Genomic DNA, 15,020 nt, shown 5'->3' with positions numbered 1-15,020 from the left:
AATGAAACTTTACAAAAAGTAAATAAAACTTTACGTGAAATATAGCTTGTTATAATGTTATTTTTTGTGATAATTTGGAATTAAATGAAAAATGAAAGTCAAAAGAGGGGATTGGGTGGGAAGCAAAAAGAGGAGGAAAAAGCAAGCAAAGAGACAAAAGTATATAAAGAAAAAACAGGAACAGAACATACCTCTTTCTAAAAAAATAGTCATTATGATAGAGAAAACATTTCGGTATATTTGTATGTTCTTGTACGTAATTTTTTGTGTGTTTTTATGCGGAATGGTTAAAAGTTTGGGGATCACCCCTAATTTTATTGAAGGTATTTTTGGCGTTACACTTGTTATGGTAGAAGGAATCTTATTCTTTATATTATTTAATAAAGTATGGCCTAGTCATGAAAGTAAGAAAGATAAGCAAAGAAAAATGAGCAAAAAATCTTCATACGCCTCAAGTTCATCAAGTGGATTCGGTGACTACAGTAGCAGTGATTGTAGTAGCTCAAGTGATGGCGGAGGAGATTGCGGAGGCGGTGGAGATTAAATTAGTTTTTTCAGAAGAACGATTAATGAAAGGGTGGGACGAAATATGGAGACTGTGAATTTATTAGAATTAACAAAAGACATTCAAGATCAACATAAAAACTTCGTTGTTTCAAATGTGAATAGTCATTGCTTACGAATCGCTGTATTTACTGGTGAATATGATTGGCACTATCATTCGAATTCGGATGAATTATTTATTGTGTTAGAGGGAGAATTACTTATTGATTTTGAAGATGGAGAAACAGCGGTATTAAAGCCGAATGATTCTATTTTAATTCCGGCATGTACGATTCATAGAACGAGAGCATTAAAGAGAACGGTAAATCTTTGTTTTGAAAATATAGAGGCGGATACGATTAAAGTGGAGCAATTATGAAAAAATTATCTGTAGCCGAGTATAGAAAAATCCTTCCGATTTTAGAAAGTCATACAAAAACGACGACGTTTGCTTATGCGGTATGTGATCAAATGATAGATGGTGAGGTTTTTGTAAACGAGAAGTTAACAGCAGGACTAATTCGTACAGCGAATGGCATTTATTATGTATTTGGTCATACGGATGATCAAAATTATAACGAAGATTTATTTTCGTATATAAAAACGTCTATTGAAAAAACAGAGAAGAGATTTACATTGTTTACTTCGAGTGACGAGTGGGAAATGATGATAGAAGAGCGTTTTAGTCATGTACTTCGAAACATTCCGCGAATGAAATTTCAAAGTGTAACCTTTGAAGGGAGAAAACGAGATTGTAACAAAAATACATATGAAGTGAAGCGTATTGATAGAAGAGATATAGAACGAAGCAGTGAATTTACAGAGGAGTATTACAAAGAATATTGGGGATCAAAAGAAACATTTTTAAACGGTGGTTTTGGATTTTGTATAGAACAAGAGGGAATGATTGTAGCGGAATGTGTTTCAATATTTAGTGGGAATGGATTCGCTGAAATTGATATTGTGACGCATAAAGCATATCAAGGGAAAGGATTAGCCCAAGCTGTTGCAACACGGTTCATTGAACATTGCATGCAAAATGATATTACACCGTGCTGGGATTGTTATGTAGACAATATTTCTTCGCGAAAATTAGCTAACAAATTAAGTTTTCATAATCCAATAGAATATAGATTATTTGTACGGAAGAAAACGGGGGAATAAAAATGAATGTGGAATTAACGAGATTTAAAGTAAAGCCTGGTAAAAGTCATCGTGTAGATGAATGGATGCAGCTTCTTAATGACAATATGAAAGAAGTACTTTTGACATTAAACGACGAAAAGATGTACGTTGAGACAATTTTCCGGGAAATAAGAGATGGAGAAGAGTACTTATATTGGTATTCTGTGCAAGGAGAAGGCGGGGCTCTTGTCGAAAATTCTCATCATGAAATTGATAAAAAGCATTTGGAATTTTGGTATGAATGTATTGATGAAGAAGCATCCGCTGTTGATATGAAAACAGAAGTCGTTATGATTCAAGAAGTTGTGAAGGATGCGATGAAATAATAGATTGGTATTTTGTAACCGTAACATGGTCATCTTTTTGGTTGGAATATATATTATTGGAGATGCTGTAGGATGACAATTAATAATAAATATATCACTCTCGATGAAATAGAAATAGTAAGAGAACCTTTAAATAAATTGCATGAATATCATAACAATAAATCAAAATATTTTTCTGGTGATTATCCAAGAATGACATTTGAGGAACGTATTGAAAATTATAAACAAAATTCAAAGTACGGAGAATATAGAATTGAATTATTAGTTGAGTCGGAAACAGATGATATATTAGGATTTTGTATAGCGTATAGTAAAAGAGCAAGTGGGAAGATTGAAGTTTTATTCGTTGATGAAAAATACCGAAGAAACGGATTTGGTTTGAAATTAATGAATAGTGCAGTGGAATGGTTTAAAGCGAAGAAGATAGATGAAATTGAATTAACAGTAGTGTACGGAAATGAAGCTGTATCGTTTTATGAAAAGCTGGGGTTTTATCCTCGTTCAATTATTATGGCGACTAAGTCATAACTATAGTGTGAGGAGAGATGAGTGGGAGTTTTTGTTTCAAAAAATGATTCATATGTTACTAAAGTATATGCGTAGAGCACATCAAAATAGATGTGCTTTTTATTATAATAAACATTTAGAAAGCTGTATTTAGATATCTTTAAGTGAAAATAAAAGGGGATATCACGAATCTTTTAGGACAAACTATAAAGAAATAAAAAACACCAAACCAAAAGACCTACCAATATACGGTGTAGTCGTAACAGGTAAAACAGAGGATTTACAAAGTTTACAAGGAGCGCCATATATTAAAGCGGCTGTTAGAGGTGTAACGGTTGAGAAATATTAATTACAGTCTATTAATGTGAATAATCAGAAAATTTATGTTATACTATGTGAAAAGGAGGTTTATATGAGGCAAATACATGGAGCAATTTATATTTACATAACAATGTTTTTCGTGGCGATATCTTATGGATTAGGGCACGTGTATTCGCATCCTATACTAACTTTTTTAAGCGGAGCATGTATGGCGTTTGCGCTTCTTGTCCACCTTTTCTCAGTTTGGATCGTGAAATTTCAATTAAATATTAGTGAAATAGAAGAAGGCACTTTTTAAGTGGCCTTCTTTTTCATTAGTATTTTCTTTTTAGGGAGTTGTTCGATTTGGTATGTTACTTTTTCAAGCGAGAGCAAAAGTTGGACGGGGCAATATAAAGGATATATTAAGGATGACAGTGAAGATGGAATGTTTACGTTTCAGTATAAGGGCGGGGATGGGAATACAGAATTCAAAAATTTGGAGATTTCTATTAGTGAAACGTTTCGTACAATGACACAAACGTCAGAAGTTCATAAAGGAGCAAGGATTGAAATGAAGTCTTCTTGTGTAAGTTGCGCGCCTCTATCTAAAGATGAACCGATAGAGATTGTGATTAAATGGGATGATAAGTATGAGGAGAAGATGGTTTTAAAGCGGAAATAGAAAAAGGCAGCACTCAAGCTGCCTTTTTGTTATTTTACAAATTGTAATTCTTTCGGGAATTTCGTTAAAATTTCTGATCCGTCTTTTGTGATGTAAATATCATCTTCAATACGAACGCCACCTACGTTTGGTACGTAAATACCTGGCTCGATTGTGAAGACCATACCTTCTTTTAATGGAGATTCGTTACCAGCTTTTACATCTGGGTATTCGTGCACGCTAATTCCAAGTCCGTGACCAAGGCGGTGCGGGAAGAAGTCGCCGTAACCTGCATCTGCGATAACAGAACGAGCAGCGTTGTCGATTGCGCCAAGTGTAACACCTGGTTTACATGCTTCAACTGCTTGTAGTTGTCCAGCAAGTACAGTGTTATAAATGCGAGTTTGTTCTTCAGAAATGTCACCGAATGCTACTGTACGTGTAATGTCAGAGCAATAACCATCAATGATTACGCCTAAATCAAATAGTACGAAATCGCCGCGTTTCATTTTGTTTGCACCTGGAATACCGTGTGGAAGGGCAGAGTTTGCACCTGCTAATACCATCGTATCAAATGACATTTTATGTATGCCTTCTGTTTTTAATTCGTGTTCAATAATTGCTAATACTTCTAGTTCGCTACGATCTTCTTTAATTGCATTTACACCAACTTCAACAGCATAGTCTGCCATTTTAGCTGCTTCGCGTAAAATAGAAAGTTCTTTTTCGTCTTTAATTAAACGAAGTTCACGAACTTTTTCCTCAGCTGACGTGAAAGCTGCATTTGGGAATAGTTTTGTTAATTCTTCGTAGCGCTCTACGTTTAAATGTTCTTTTTCAATTGCAACTGCATTTGCATTGATACCGCGGTCTTTAATTGCTTTTGCAATCATATCCCATGGTCTGTCAGTATCAGTAAAACCGATAATTTCATGTGCCCAGCCAGCGTTACGTGCTTGGCCTTCTTCCATTTTAGGGCAAATTAAAATAGGTTCTTTCTCTTGGAATACAAACATACCAAGAAGTCTTTCGTGTGGTTCACAGTGGAAGTTTGTCATGTAGAAGACGTTCGGTGTAGAAGTTAAGAACGCAGCTTCAACGTTTTTTTCTTTTAGCCATTGCATTAAATTTTCTAATCTAGCATTCATCGATTGGCACCCCCGAGATATTTAATTACAAATATAACTTTAACTCGGAAGAAAGCGTTATGACAAGTAAATCGATGTTAGAAAAGACAGGGAATTGAAAAATCATGTAGAATAAAAAGTGAGAATGTAATAAGGGGAGGAATGTAATAATGAAAGTATCTTATCATGGGCATTCAGTTGTAAAGATTGAAACGAATGGAAAAGTAATTTTAATTGATCCGTTTTTAACAGGAAATCCGAAAACAGATTTAAAGGCTGAAGATGTAAAAGTAGATGCGATTCTTTTATCGCATGGACATGGTGATCATGTTGGAGATACAGTAGAGCTTGCGAAGAAAAATAATGCAGTTGTAGTGGCACCATTTGAACTAGCGACATTTTTAAGTTGGCAAGGTGTAAAAACACATCCGATGCATATTGGTGGTTCACATGAATTTGACTTCGGAAAAGTGAAGTTTACACAAGCATTCCACGGCTCTAGTTATATTGATGAAGAAAATAAGACGATTACATATACAGGTATGCCAGCGGGTATTTTATTTACAGCAGAAGAGAAGACTTTGTACCATGCAGGGGATACTGCCCTATTCTCTGATATGAAATTAATAGGGGAATTAAATAACATTGATGTAGCATTTTTACCAATTGGTGATAATTTCACAATGGGACCAGAAGATGCTGTTTTAGCAGCAAAATGGGTTCAGGCGAAAACTGTTGTACCGATGCATTACAATACGTTCCCGGTTATTGAACAAGATCCATATCAATTTGTAGAAAAGCTACAAAATTGTACAGGGAAAGTATTAGAAGCTGGAGAAAGTATTACACTATAGAAAAGAAACCCTTCATTTGAAAAGACAAGTGAAGGGTTTTTTACGTGTGTAGAACAGCTTGTAAAGGTTGTACTTGTTTTGATGATTCTTTTCTTTTTGGAAGTGGCTGTTCAGGTGTTTCATTCAATTCCATTGCAACTTTTTTCCCGTCTACGAAAGCTAAAAATACAGCACTTACAACTTCTAATAATTTTTTCATCATGTATCCGCTCCTTTGTTTTATTTCTTGTCTTCATTGTATATGGAAGCGGCTGGACAAACTATCGAACGAGATGACAATACCATTACATTGTTGTAATGGAAGCGGTGGTGTAATGTAAGGCGTATTTTGTTATAAAAAAAATAGTACAGATATATAAAGAGAGAGTGTAACAGTTTTGAAAATATAGTATACTGAAAATACAACACATGAAGAATTTAGGGAAAAGAAAGTATGGTGAAACCATTTGGCTACCAAGCATAACCAAATTTTAGAACATATTAATAGCCTGCCAGTAGGGCATAAAATTTCTGTAAGGCAAATTGCAAAAGATTTGAGTGTAAGTGAAGGTACAGCTTATCGTGCAATTAAAGATGCAGAAAATAAAGGGTATGTTAGTACGATTGAACGTGTCGGAACAATTCGAATTGAACAAAAGAAGAAAGAAAATATTGAAAAGCTGACATATGCAGAAGTCGTTAACATTGTCGATGGTCAAGTACTTGGAGGCAGAGAAGGACTACATAAAACGTTAAATAAATTCGTAATCGGAGCAATGAAATTAGAAGCGATGATGCGCTATACAGAAGCTGGAAACTTACTTATTGTCGGTAATCGTACGAACGCACATCAATTAGCGTTAGAAACTGGAGCTGCGGTGTTAATTACGGGCGGATTTGATACGGAAGATCATGTGAAGAAATTAGCAGATGAATTAAAACTGCCGATTATTTCAAGTAGTTACGATACATTTACAGTTGCAACGTTAATTAATCGTGCGATTTATGATCAGCTTATTAAGAAAGAAATTGTACTCGTTGAAGATATTTTAACGCCAATTGAAGAAACGTTATATTTAAAGCCAGATGATACAGTGCAGCAATGGCATGCGTATAACGAAGAGACGATGCATGGAAGATATCCAATTGTTGATGAAAATAAAAAGGTATTAGGTATTGTAACTTCTAAGGATATGATTGGTGTTGCAAAAGAAACACCAATTGATAAAGTAATGACAAAGCATCCAATTACGGTAAATGGAAAAATGTCTGTCGCAGCTGCGGCACGTATGATGGTATGGGAAGGTATTGAGTTACTTCCTGTTGTTGATGAAGGAAATAAGTTGCAAGGAATTATTAGCCGTCAAGATGTACTTCAGGCGTTGCAAATGATTCAGCGTCAACCGCAAGTCGGCGAAACAATCGATGATATTGTAACGAATCAATTTATGACGCCGAAAGAAGCGAAAAATGAAAACTTATACCAATTTTCAGTGACACCGCAAATGACGAATTCAATCGGAACGCTATCTTACGGTGTATTCGCAACGATTGTGACGGAAGCAACGAATCGCGTTATTCGTGCGCAAAAGAAGAGTGATTTAATTGTTGAGAACTTAACAATTTATTTCGTAAAACCAGTTCAAATTGACAATGTTGTATCCGTTCATCCGAAAGTATTAGAAATTGGACGTAAATTTGGTAAGGTTGATGTAGAAGTACATCATGAAGGTAATGTTGTTGGAAAAGCGTTACTTATGGTGCAGTTAATTGATAAATAAAAAGATGGAGCAAGCCGCTTTGGTTTGTTCCATTTTTTTTAGAACGCTACAATAGGGAGTTTGTAAATTTAGTTTGCAATCGAATCTATCGCGTTCTGTTTCATATTCATAAGTATGGGCACGCAATCGTTTGAAGATGCTTGAACAATAATTGTGGAGGTGTCGAATGGGAGCAATAATTCTCTTTTTAGGGGTAGTATTTGCAATAACTTTTCATGTGTTAACACATAGAAGAATGGATATAAAGAAAAAGAAATTGTATGTAGTAAGTTTGATTTTCGCTATTGTTTGTTCCTTTATCTCTACAGCTGGAGAAAATAAGGGCGATTTTCTATACTTTGGTGTACCAGCTGAAACATTTGTTTATTATGGCGGATGGGAAATTTCGTTTCATCCATTAGGCTTTTTCTTTAACTTTATTTTGTTTTATTTTGTTTTGAATTTATTATTTAAGCTACGTAAGGGCTCGGGTAGAGAAGTAAAAAAGTAGCAGGATATGTATCGGTGCGGATAGAAAATTGGTGATTACTCGATAAGAAAGTTTAAGCTATTAATTATTACTATGCTTCACTATACGAACTAGGGGGATAGGAATGGATTTTCACACTAAAAAATGGTTATGTAAGCAATATAATTTAAATAGTTTTACGAAAGTTTCATTATTGCATGGGGGAGAAAATCAAACATATATATTTGAATCGGACAAAAATAAATTTGTAGTGAGGCAGTATAGAGAAAGTCGTTATACAGCCGAGCAAATAGAAGCTGAAATACATTGGTTAATAGCGATACAAAAACCAATGTTAGTACCAGAAGTAGTTGTAAATAAAGATGGTGATTGGATCACATTTGTTATGAAAGATGAGAGAAGTATTCAGTATTTTGTTGTCTTTAGGTTTATAAACGGAAGTGAAATTATAGAACCAAAGGATAAAGATTATGAAAAGCTTGGATCATTCATGCGAATGTTTCATGAAAAAACAAATGGAGTGCTTAAAATTGTGCCGCAAACTTGGAGAGGTTATGAAAGACCTATATATAGCGAAAAAAAGATGATTCATGAGCCTTTACAATGTTTATTAAATACTTCTTTTTTATCTTATGAGGATAAAAATAAATGCTTGAGAATTGCAGAAAGAATACAAGAACTCACAAACTCAATTCAATTGAGAGAAAAACAATTTGTTCACGGAGATATGCATTTTGGAAATATTCTTGTAGACAAAGAGGATTGGTATTTACTCGATTTTGATGAATGTGGATTTGGGTATAAAGAGTTTGATATTGGTGTTCCGAGATTGCATTTAATTGCTTCGGGACAGTTAGAAGATGCATGGGTGAATTTTATGATGGGATATGGGGAACATATTTCAGAACTAGCCATTCGACTTGGAACTGCTTCAAGAATCTTTTATATGGCTGGAAAAATACCATTAAGGCTTGATATTGAACCTATTAGAAAAGATCCTGGCGCTTTTATTCGGCGATATGTTCAGTATGCTGAAAAAGAGTTATGTGGAGAAACAGTTATATAAAGAAAAGACAGAATAGTAATTCATTTAGGTTGTATATTATGTTATGATTATATTGTAAGAAAATGGATTTTAGGAAGGTGGTATGCATTATGTCATCAACAGTACTCTTTTTTGGTAGTATCGCACTATTTTACTTTCTTATAATGATACCGATTCAATATTTATACTTACAAGGTTTACATGAAAAAAAGAAAAAAACAGGATTATCTCAGCGAGAGCTATATGAAAAAATGTCTTTTGGGGAAGAACAATTACACCTTCATGTGCAAGGCAACCCATTTAATATCCCTTCTGCGTTTGTCGCATATATGATTTTAAAAGTTAGAGGACGTAAAAAAGCATCACAATGTTGATGCTTTTTTACGTTGTTTCATAGACTTCGGCTTCTTCAACTGCTAATGGTAAGAAATGTTTATATTGGCGAAATCCATTAAATACACTTGCACTACCAAATAGAACAAATAAAACACCAACGATAATACGAGCGGTTGAAAGTTCTAAAAAGAATTGGTTTATCCCGAAGAATAAGACGAATGAACCGAGTGCCATTGCGGATTTTCCTGAGAGCCAACCTTTCTCCATTGGGCGGTTTGTACGAAAGTATTTTGTTTTGTAGAAGAGATACAACATAAATGAGACGATAATACAGAAGACTAATACTGGCATCATGCACACTCCCATCGTTTTATGAAAAATAATAGTGGAGAAAAAATATCTAAACTTTCTAACTTTTATTATAAAGCAATTGTTCGCATGTATGAAATACTTTCCGTTATAATGGAGGATAAAGTGAGACTTTCATTAGTGTGGGGATGTTTCCGCGCTAATGATTAGCCTACATTCATTGTTTTTTTACTGCACGTTGAAGTGAAGAAGTTGAATAAAAAGGAGATTATACATATGCATGAGCAAATTTTAGGAGCAATGAAAGAGTTTGATACAATTATTATTCATCGCCATGTGCGTCCGGATCCAGATGCGTTAGGTTCACAAGGCGGCCTTAGTACAATTCTACAAGAATCGTTTCCAGAGAAAAATATTTATACAGTTGGGTACAATGAACCGTCATTAGCATATTTACGAGTAATGGATGATATTGAAGATAGTGTATACGAAAATGCGCTTGTTATCGTTTGTGATACAGCAAATCAAGAACGTGTTGACGATCAACGCTATACAAAAGGGAAGATGTTAATCAAAATTGATCATCATCCAAATGAAGATCCATACGGAGACATTACGTGGGTAGATACGACAGCAAGTTCTACAAGCGAAATGATTTATGAGTTTTATAATTATGGAAAAGATAAAGGATTACAAATAACAAAAGAAGCAGCTCGTCTTATTTTAGCAGGTATTGTTGGGGATACAGGTCGTTTCTTATTCCCGAATACAACAGCGAAAACACTTCGTTACGTAAGTGAGCTTGTTGATATGGATGTGAAATTCACAGATTTATACAATGAAATGTATAAAACAAAAGAAAAAATCGCTCGTTTAAACGGTTATATTTTACAAAACTTTACGATGGTAGAAGAAGGAGCAGCTTACATTAAATTAACGAAAGAAGTATTAGAAAAGTTTGATGTACTTCCTTCTGAGGCATCTGGCGTTGTTGGAGCACTTGGTAATATTGATGGATTAAAGGCATGGGTTCTATTTTTAGAGGAAGACGATGTGATTCGTGTTCGCCTTCGTTCAAAAGGACCAGTTATAAATAAATTAGCAATGCAATATAACGGTGGAGGACATCCGATGGCTTCTGGTGCAAAAGCATCTTCTTGGGAAGAAGCGGATCGTCTATTTGCTGATTTACGTGAGATTTGTAAATAAGAAATTATATGTTAGAACGAAAAGAAGGAGTGGCGCTAAAGCCCTCCTTCTTTATTTTTCTTTCTCTATCGTAATGCTAATTTCAAGCACGGTATCAAAAGATATTGTATCGACTTTAAAACGGTATAGCCGATCGTAATGTTTGTACGTCTTGTTTTCGATTACTTTTTTGAGTAGGTCTTTATTTTTTGCGATACTTTGTATGTTTTTCGTTAAAAGATGCTGGAGGTCATTATGGATAGATGTAGTCATATTTTCGAGTGTAAGATTGTCTAAATCGTATTTTTCTCGATTTATAAGTTTTATTTTAATCTCTTGAATGGTTAAGAGCCGTTTATTTTCAGTATTCAATTTTTCTTGATCTTCGAGAAGGACGTGGAGCTTTGCTTCTTGTTTTTCTATAATTTCTCTTTGTTCTGCTATTTTACTAGCTTGTTCTTCTTGAAAAACACCGTATATGTACAAAAAAATAAACCAGCTCAACACACCTCCAACAGCAGCGCCAGCTAAAACTAAGTACCATCTTTTCGCTGTATTGGCACTTGGTACTCTCATACATGCTCCTGCGTTAGCCATTTAATAATAATAAGACCAGTTTGCATACCACCTGTTGCGAAAAAAATAAGGAGAATTTGTTTTACGATATCTTTCATATCCCCGCCAAAGAAACTTCTTTCAAAACTATAAAACGTATCAAATGTTCCGCCAATCGCTGCAACGAGTGCCCAAATTCTTAAATTTTGGGCGAATTGATTAATGTAAGTGAGAGTTGGTTTTCCGATAAGAAATGCACCAAATCCACCAATTAATGAACCACCAAGTATAACCCCAAAGGCAATAAAATAACTAATAATAAGCAGAGAGAAAAAAGTGTGTTCTCTTACATCCATCGTCATTCCCCTTTCTTCTTCATATATATGGACAAAGTATAAGAAGTATGTTTTGATTTCCTCTTTCCTCTTCACCTATAATAAAAGTAGTCAAATAGGTAAAGAGAGGGTACAACAGTGAAGTTTGTGCATTTACAATGTCAAACCGTTTTTAGTTTATTAAAAAGTGCTTGTAAAATTGATGAACTTGTAGTTAGGGCGAAAGAGCTCGGTTATTCATCACTTGCTATTACGGATGAAAATGTTATGTATGGCGTTATTCCGTTTTATAAAGCATGTAAGAAACATGGTATACATCCTATTATCGGCTTAACAGCTTCTATTTTTAGTGAAGAAGAAGAAAAGTCTTATCCGCTTGTCTTACTTGCTGAAAATGAAATAGGTTATCAAAATTTATTAAAGATCTCTAGTAGCATTATGACGAAGTCAAAAGAAGGTATTCCTAAGAAATGGCTTGCACATTATGCGAAAGGATTAATTGCTATTTCACCAGGTAAAGATGGGGAAATCGAACAATTATTATTAGAAGACAAAGAGAGTCAAGCCGAAGAAGTAGCTCGTATGTATCAAAATATGTTCGGCAATTTTTATATGAGTTTACAGCATCATGCGATTCAAGATGAACTGCTTCTGCAAGAGAAATTACCTGTATTTATAAGTAGGATAAATATTCCAGTCGTCGCAACAAACGATGTACGCTACATCAATCAAAGTGACGCACTTGTTCATGAATGCTTATTATCTGTTGAAAGTGGAACGAAAATGACGGATCCAGATAGGCCGAGGCTGAAAACAGATCAATATTATTTAAAATCATCAGATGAAATGGAAGCACTATTTTCTCACGTAGAAGAAGCGATTTATAACACAGTAGAAATTGCAGAACGTTGCAGAGTAGAAATACCGTTTCATGTAAATCAATTACCGAAATTTCCTGTTCCATCTAACGAAACGAATGATATGTATTTACGCCGCGTTTGTGAAGAAGGATTGCAGAAACGTTATGGTACGCCGAAAGAAGTACATATAAAGCGTTTGAATCATGAATTAAACGTGATTTCTAGCATGGGGTTCAGTGATTATTTCCTCATTGTCTGGGATTTTATGAAGTACGCGCATGAAAATCATATTTTAACAGGACCAGGTCGTGGATCAGCGGCTGGCTCACTCGTTTCTTACGTATTAGAAATTACAGATATTGATCCAATTGAATACGATCTATTATTTGAAAGGTTTTTAAACCCCGAACGTGTGACACTTCCAGATATTGATATTGATTTTCCGGATATAAGACGTGATGAGATGATTCGATATGTGAAGGATAAATATGGTCAGCTTCGTGTTGCTCAAATTGTAACGTTCGGGACGCTGGCAGCGAAAGCGGCAATTAGAGATATTGCGCGTGTAATGGGGCTTCCGCCACGAGATATCGACATATTTTCAAAACTTATCCCATCAAAGCTTGGCATAACGTTAAAAGATGCATATGAGGAATCGCAATCACTCCGGGAGTTTATACAAGGAAACCTTTTGCATGAGCGTGTGTTTGAAATTGCAAAACGTGTAGAAGGCTTACCACGTCATACGTCTATTCATGCAGCTGGCGTTATTATGAGCCAAGAGCCATTAACCGGAAGTGTTGCAATTCAAGAAGGGCATAACGATGTATATGTTACGCAATACCCCGCTGATGCATTAGAAGAACTTGGGTTGCTCAAGATGGACTTTTTAGGATTACGGAATTTAACGTTACTTGAAAATATTATAAAGTTTATCGTGCAAAAAACAGGAAAAGAAATCGATATAAGAAATTTACCACTTCAAGATGAAAAGACATTCCAATTGTTAGGTAGAGGGGATACAACAGGTGTATTCCAGCTTGAATCAGGTGGTATGCGAAATGTACTTCGCGGGTTAAAGCCGAATGAATTTGAAGATATTGTTGCTGTTAACTCGTTATATAGACCAGGACCGATGGAGCAAATTCCAACCTTTATTGAATCAAAGCACGGAAAAAGAAAAATTGAATATTTACATCCGGACTTAAAACCGATTTTAGAAAGAACATACGGTGTAATTGTATATCAAGAACAAATTATGCAAATTGCGTCGAAGTTGGCGGGCTTCTCGCTCGGAGAAGCAGATTTATTACGTCGTGCAGTGAGTAAAAAAAATCGTGATATTTTAGATCAGGAACGTAAGCATTTTGTGCAAGGTTGTTTACAAAATGGTTATGACGAGACATCGGCAGAGAAAATTTATGATTTAATTGTAAGATTTGCAAATTACGGTTTTAACCGAAGTCACGCTGTAGCCTACAGTATGATTGGATATCAACTTGCCTACTTAAAAGCGAATTATACGCTGGAATTTATGACGGCACTATTATCGAGTGCAATTGGAAATGAAGATAAGATTGTGCAGTATATACGCGAAACGAAGCGAAAAGGTTTTCATGTTTTGCCGCCGTCTCTTCAGAGAAGTGGTTACAATTTCCAAATAGAAGGAAATGCGATACGTTACAGCTTACTTTCCATTCGAAACATCGGAATGGCTACAGTGACAGCATTAATCGAAGAACGAGAGAAAAAAATGTTTGAAGATTTATTTGAATTTTGTCTGCGCATGCCATCAAAGTTTGTAACGGAGCGAAATTTAGAGGCGTTCGTCTGGTCTGGATGTTTTGATGATTTTGGTGTTTCGAGAACGAATTTATGGAAAAGTCTTAAAGGAGCGTTAGAGTATGCCAATCTTGCACGTGATTTAGGAGATGCTGTTCCGAAATCAAAATACGTACAAGGAGAAGAGCTCTCTTTTATTGAACAGTTAAATAAAGAGAAGGAAGTACTAGGTTTTTATTTATCAAGCTATCCGACAGCGCAGTATGTGAAGTTAGCGAAAGAATTAGAAATTCCAACTCTCGCTCAGGCGATGCGACATAAGAAAAAAGTACAAAGAGCTATCGTGTACATAACAAGCGTGAGAGTGATTCGTACGAAAAAGTTGCAAAAGATGGCATTTATTACATTTTGTGATCAAAATGATGAAATGGAAGCAGTTCTTTTCCCCGAGACGTATATACATTTCTCAGATAAGTTACAAGAAGGAGCAATTGTTTTAGTTGACGGCATGATTGAGCTTAGAAATCATAAGCTGCAATGGATTGTAAATGGACTATATCCGTTAGAAGAAATGGATGTGTATGAAGAAAAGAAAGATGCGTCTGTTTACGTGAAATTGCCGTCTCGATATGAGAAAAAGCTTTTAAATCAGGTTACTAAAATATTGTTTGACTATTCGGGTTTTGCGAAAGTACTAATTTATTATGAAAAGGAACATAAAATGGTACAATTATCACGAAGTTTATCGATTCATCCAAGTGAAGAATGTTTAGGAGCACTTCGTGAAATTGTCGGGGAAGAAAATGTGGTTGTGAAAATATAATGGACAATTTCCCTACACTTCGATTATTATAGTAGTAGTGTTCGTGGTCAGA

General features: G+C 35.1%; 19 protein-coding genes and 1 pseudogene. 15 read left to right on the top strand and 5 right to left on the bottom strand.

Annotated elements, in window-relative coordinates:
- Window positions 1–115: 115 nt before the first annotated feature.
- The 8 genes and pseudogenes from ACTFRN_RS10115 (at window position 116) to ACTFRN_RS10080 (ending at window position 3,546) form a co-directional block, all read left to right on the top strand.
- On the top strand, window positions 116–544 hold the full coding sequence (locus ACTFRN_RS10115; protein WP_073529839.1) for a hypothetical protein: 429 nt from the start codon (window positions 116–118) through the stop codon (window positions 542–544).
- A 45-nt stretch (window positions 545–589) separates the two neighbouring features.
- A complete protein-coding gene (locus ACTFRN_RS10110) occupies window positions 590–922 on the top strand; it encodes a cupin domain-containing protein (RefSeq protein WP_000450952.1) in 333 nt (110 codons plus the stop codon).
- Window positions 919–1,707, top strand: a complete 789-nt coding sequence (locus tag ACTFRN_RS10105) for a GNAT family N-acetyltransferase (RefSeq protein ID WP_000736736.1) — start codon at window positions 919–921, stop codon at window positions 1,705–1,707. The genes ACTFRN_RS10110 and ACTFRN_RS10105 overlap by 4 nt, the downstream gene beginning before the upstream one ends.
- A gap of 2 nt (window positions 1,708–1,709) precedes the next feature.
- Window positions 1,710–2,054 carry a DUF6176 family protein gene (locus tag ACTFRN_RS10100; protein ID WP_088106383.1) on the top strand — a complete coding sequence of 115 codons (345 nt, stop codon included), beginning with the start codon at window positions 1,710–1,712 and terminating at the stop codon, window positions 2,052–2,054.
- 72 nt (window positions 2,055–2,126) lie between these two features.
- Window positions 2,127–2,582, top strand: a complete 456-nt coding sequence (locus tag ACTFRN_RS10095) for a GNAT family N-acetyltransferase (protein ID WP_049111433.1) — start codon at window positions 2,127–2,129, stop codon at window positions 2,580–2,582.
- Window positions 2,583–2,718: 136 nt separating this feature from the next.
- Window positions 2,719–2,910: pseudogene (locus tag ACTFRN_RS10090) on the top strand (anti sigma factor C-terminal domain-containing protein); the annotation flags it as partial.
- Window positions 2,911–2,973: 63 nt separating this feature from the next.
- A complete protein-coding gene (locus tag ACTFRN_RS10085) occupies window positions 2,974–3,180 on the top strand; it encodes a hypothetical protein (protein WP_001248905.1) in 207 nt (68 codons plus the stop codon).
- Window positions 3,181–3,546 (top strand): hypothetical protein, encoded by a 366-nt coding sequence (locus ACTFRN_RS10080; RefSeq protein ID WP_000863718.1) that lies wholly within the window; start codon window positions 3,181–3,183, stop codon window positions 3,544–3,546. It abuts the gene before it with no gap.
- A gap of 29 nt (window positions 3,547–3,575) precedes the next feature.
- Here the strand turns inward: ACTFRN_RS10080 and pepQ are convergent, their stop codons facing one another.
- Window positions 3,576–4,673 (bottom strand): Xaa-Pro dipeptidase, encoded by a 1,098-nt coding sequence (gene pepQ, locus ACTFRN_RS10075; RefSeq protein ID WP_000994041.1) that lies wholly within the window; start codon window positions 4,671–4,673, stop codon window positions 3,576–3,578.
- A gap of 149 nt (window positions 4,674–4,822) precedes the next feature.
- Between pepQ and ACTFRN_RS10070 the strand changes: the two genes are divergently transcribed.
- Window positions 4,823–5,506 carry a metal-dependent hydrolase gene (locus ACTFRN_RS10070; RefSeq protein WP_000868938.1) on the top strand — a complete coding sequence of 228 codons (684 nt, stop codon included), beginning with the start codon at window positions 4,823–4,825 and terminating at the stop codon, window positions 5,504–5,506.
- A 40-nt stretch (window positions 5,507–5,546) separates the two neighbouring features.
- Here the strand turns inward: ACTFRN_RS10070 and ACTFRN_RS10065 are convergent, their stop codons facing one another.
- The gene (locus tag ACTFRN_RS10065; protein WP_041184491.1) at window positions 5,547–5,708 is read right to left on the bottom strand and encodes a hypothetical protein; all 162 of its coding nucleotides are present in this window, start codon (window positions 5,706–5,708) and stop codon (window positions 5,547–5,549) included.
- Window positions 5,709–5,952: 244 nt separating this feature from the next.
- Between ACTFRN_RS10065 and ACTFRN_RS10060 the strand changes: the two genes are divergently transcribed.
- The 4 genes from ACTFRN_RS10060 to ACTFRN_RS10045 all read left to right on the top strand — a co-directional run bounded on the left by ACTFRN_RS10060 (window position 5,953) and on the right by ACTFRN_RS10045 (window position 9,154).
- Window positions 5,953–7,266 (top strand): CBS domain-containing protein, encoded by a 1,314-nt coding sequence (locus ACTFRN_RS10060; protein ID WP_000201584.1) that lies wholly within the window; start codon window positions 5,953–5,955, stop codon window positions 7,264–7,266.
- 166 nt (window positions 7,267–7,432) lie between these two features.
- Complete coding sequence (locus ACTFRN_RS10055; RefSeq protein WP_049111432.1) at window positions 7,433–7,756, top strand: hypothetical protein; 324 nt, start codon at window positions 7,433–7,435, stop codon at window positions 7,754–7,756.
- A gap of 103 nt (window positions 7,757–7,859) precedes the next feature.
- Window positions 7,860–8,801 carry a phosphotransferase enzyme family protein gene (locus ACTFRN_RS10050; RefSeq protein WP_088106384.1) on the top strand — a complete coding sequence of 314 codons (942 nt, stop codon included), beginning with the start codon at window positions 7,860–7,862 and terminating at the stop codon, window positions 8,799–8,801.
- 89 nt (window positions 8,802–8,890) lie between these two features.
- Entirely contained in the window at window positions 8,891–9,154 is a 264-nt protein-coding gene (locus tag ACTFRN_RS10045; protein ID WP_049111430.1) for a DUF3949 domain-containing protein, read from the top strand.
- Between the two features lie 7 nt (window positions 9,155–9,161).
- On the opposite strand, the gene ACTFRN_RS10040 is transcribed toward ACTFRN_RS10045, so the two are convergent.
- A complete protein-coding gene (locus ACTFRN_RS10040; protein ID WP_001144773.1) occupies window positions 9,162–9,467 on the bottom strand; it encodes a YtpI family protein in 306 nt (101 codons plus the stop codon).
- Window positions 9,468–9,701: 234 nt separating this feature from the next.
- On the opposite strand from ACTFRN_RS10040, the gene ACTFRN_RS10035 reads away from it, so the two are divergent.
- A complete protein-coding gene (locus ACTFRN_RS10035) occupies window positions 9,702–10,634 on the top strand; it encodes a DHH family phosphoesterase (protein ID WP_000545154.1) in 933 nt (310 codons plus the stop codon).
- 51 nt (window positions 10,635–10,685) lie between these two features.
- On the opposite strand, the gene ytrI is transcribed toward ACTFRN_RS10035, so the two are convergent.
- Window positions 10,686–11,189 carry a sporulation membrane protein YtrI gene (ytrI, locus tag ACTFRN_RS10030; RefSeq protein ID WP_001265736.1) on the bottom strand — a complete coding sequence of 168 codons (504 nt, stop codon included), beginning with the start codon at window positions 11,187–11,189 and terminating at the stop codon, window positions 10,686–10,688.
- Complete coding sequence (locus ACTFRN_RS10025; RefSeq protein WP_001998397.1) at window positions 11,186–11,599, bottom strand: YtrH family sporulation protein; 414 nt, start codon at window positions 11,597–11,599, stop codon at window positions 11,186–11,188. Before ACTFRN_RS10025 ends, ytrI begins: the two co-directional genes overlap by 4 nt.
- A 42-nt stretch (window positions 11,600–11,641) precedes the next feature.
- Here ACTFRN_RS10025 and dnaE point away from each other — a divergent pair, with 42 nt between their 5' ends.
- Complete coding sequence (dnaE, locus tag ACTFRN_RS10020; RefSeq protein WP_000673749.1) at window positions 11,642–14,968, top strand: DNA polymerase III subunit alpha; 3,327 nt, start codon at window positions 11,642–11,644, stop codon at window positions 14,966–14,968.
- Window positions 14,969–15,020: the final 52 nt, after the last annotated feature.

Origin of the sequence: Bacillus cereus group sp. MYBK245-2, assembly GCF_051916145.1 — a bacterium.
Lineage (GTDB): Bacteria > Bacillota > Bacilli > Bacillales > Bacillaceae_G > Bacillus_A > Bacillus_A pacificus.
The sequence above is the reverse complement of the archived record's forward strand: the minus strand, read 5'-3'. Positions and strand labels throughout refer to the sequence as shown.

Excerpts from the sequence above, each read along its gene's own strand:
- ACTFRN_RS10095 (WP_049111433.1), top strand. The coding sequence starts at position 2,127 with ATGACAATTAATAATAAATATATCACTCTCGATGAAATAGAAATAGTA.
- ACTFRN_RS10055 (WP_049111432.1), top strand. The coding sequence starts at position 7,433 with ATGGGAGCAATAATTCTCTTTTTAGGGGTAGTATTTGCAATAACTTTT.
- ACTFRN_RS10065 (WP_041184491.1), bottom strand. The coding sequence starts at position 5,708 with ATGATGAAAAAATTATTAGAAGTTGTAAGTGCTGTATTTTTAGCTTTC.
- ACTFRN_RS10105 (WP_000736736.1), top strand. The coding sequence starts at position 919 with ATGAAAAAATTATCTGTAGCCGAGTATAGAAAAATCCTTCCGATTTTA.
- ACTFRN_RS10100 (WP_088106383.1), top strand. The coding sequence starts at position 1,710 with ATGAATGTGGAATTAACGAGATTTAAAGTAAAGCCTGGTAAAAGTCAT.
- ACTFRN_RS10035 (WP_000545154.1), top strand. The coding sequence starts at position 9,702 with ATGCATGAGCAAATTTTAGGAGCAATGAAAGAGTTTGATACAATTATT.
- pepQ (WP_000994041.1), bottom strand. The coding sequence starts at position 4,673 with ATGAATGCTAGATTAGAAAATTTAATGCAATGGCTAAAAGAAAAAAAC.
- ytrI (WP_001265736.1), bottom strand. The coding sequence starts at position 11,189 with ATGAGAGTACCAAGTGCCAATACAGCGAAAAGATGGTACTTAGTTTTA.
- ACTFRN_RS10040 (WP_001144773.1), bottom strand. The coding sequence starts at position 9,467 with ATGCCAGTATTAGTCTTCTGTATTATCGTCTCATTTATGTTGTATCTC.
- ACTFRN_RS10070 (WP_000868938.1), top strand. The coding sequence starts at position 4,823 with ATGAAAGTATCTTATCATGGGCATTCAGTTGTAAAGATTGAAACGAAT.
- ACTFRN_RS10050 (WP_088106384.1), top strand. The coding sequence starts at position 7,860 with ATGGATTTTCACACTAAAAAATGGTTATGTAAGCAATATAATTTAAAT.
- ACTFRN_RS10110 (WP_000450952.1), top strand. The coding sequence starts at position 590 with ATGGAGACTGTGAATTTATTAGAATTAACAAAAGACATTCAAGATCAA.
- ACTFRN_RS10045 (WP_049111430.1), top strand. The coding sequence starts at position 8,891 with ATGTCATCAACAGTACTCTTTTTTGGTAGTATCGCACTATTTTACTTT.
- ACTFRN_RS10085 (WP_001248905.1), top strand. The coding sequence starts at position 2,974 with ATGAGGCAAATACATGGAGCAATTTATATTTACATAACAATGTTTTTC.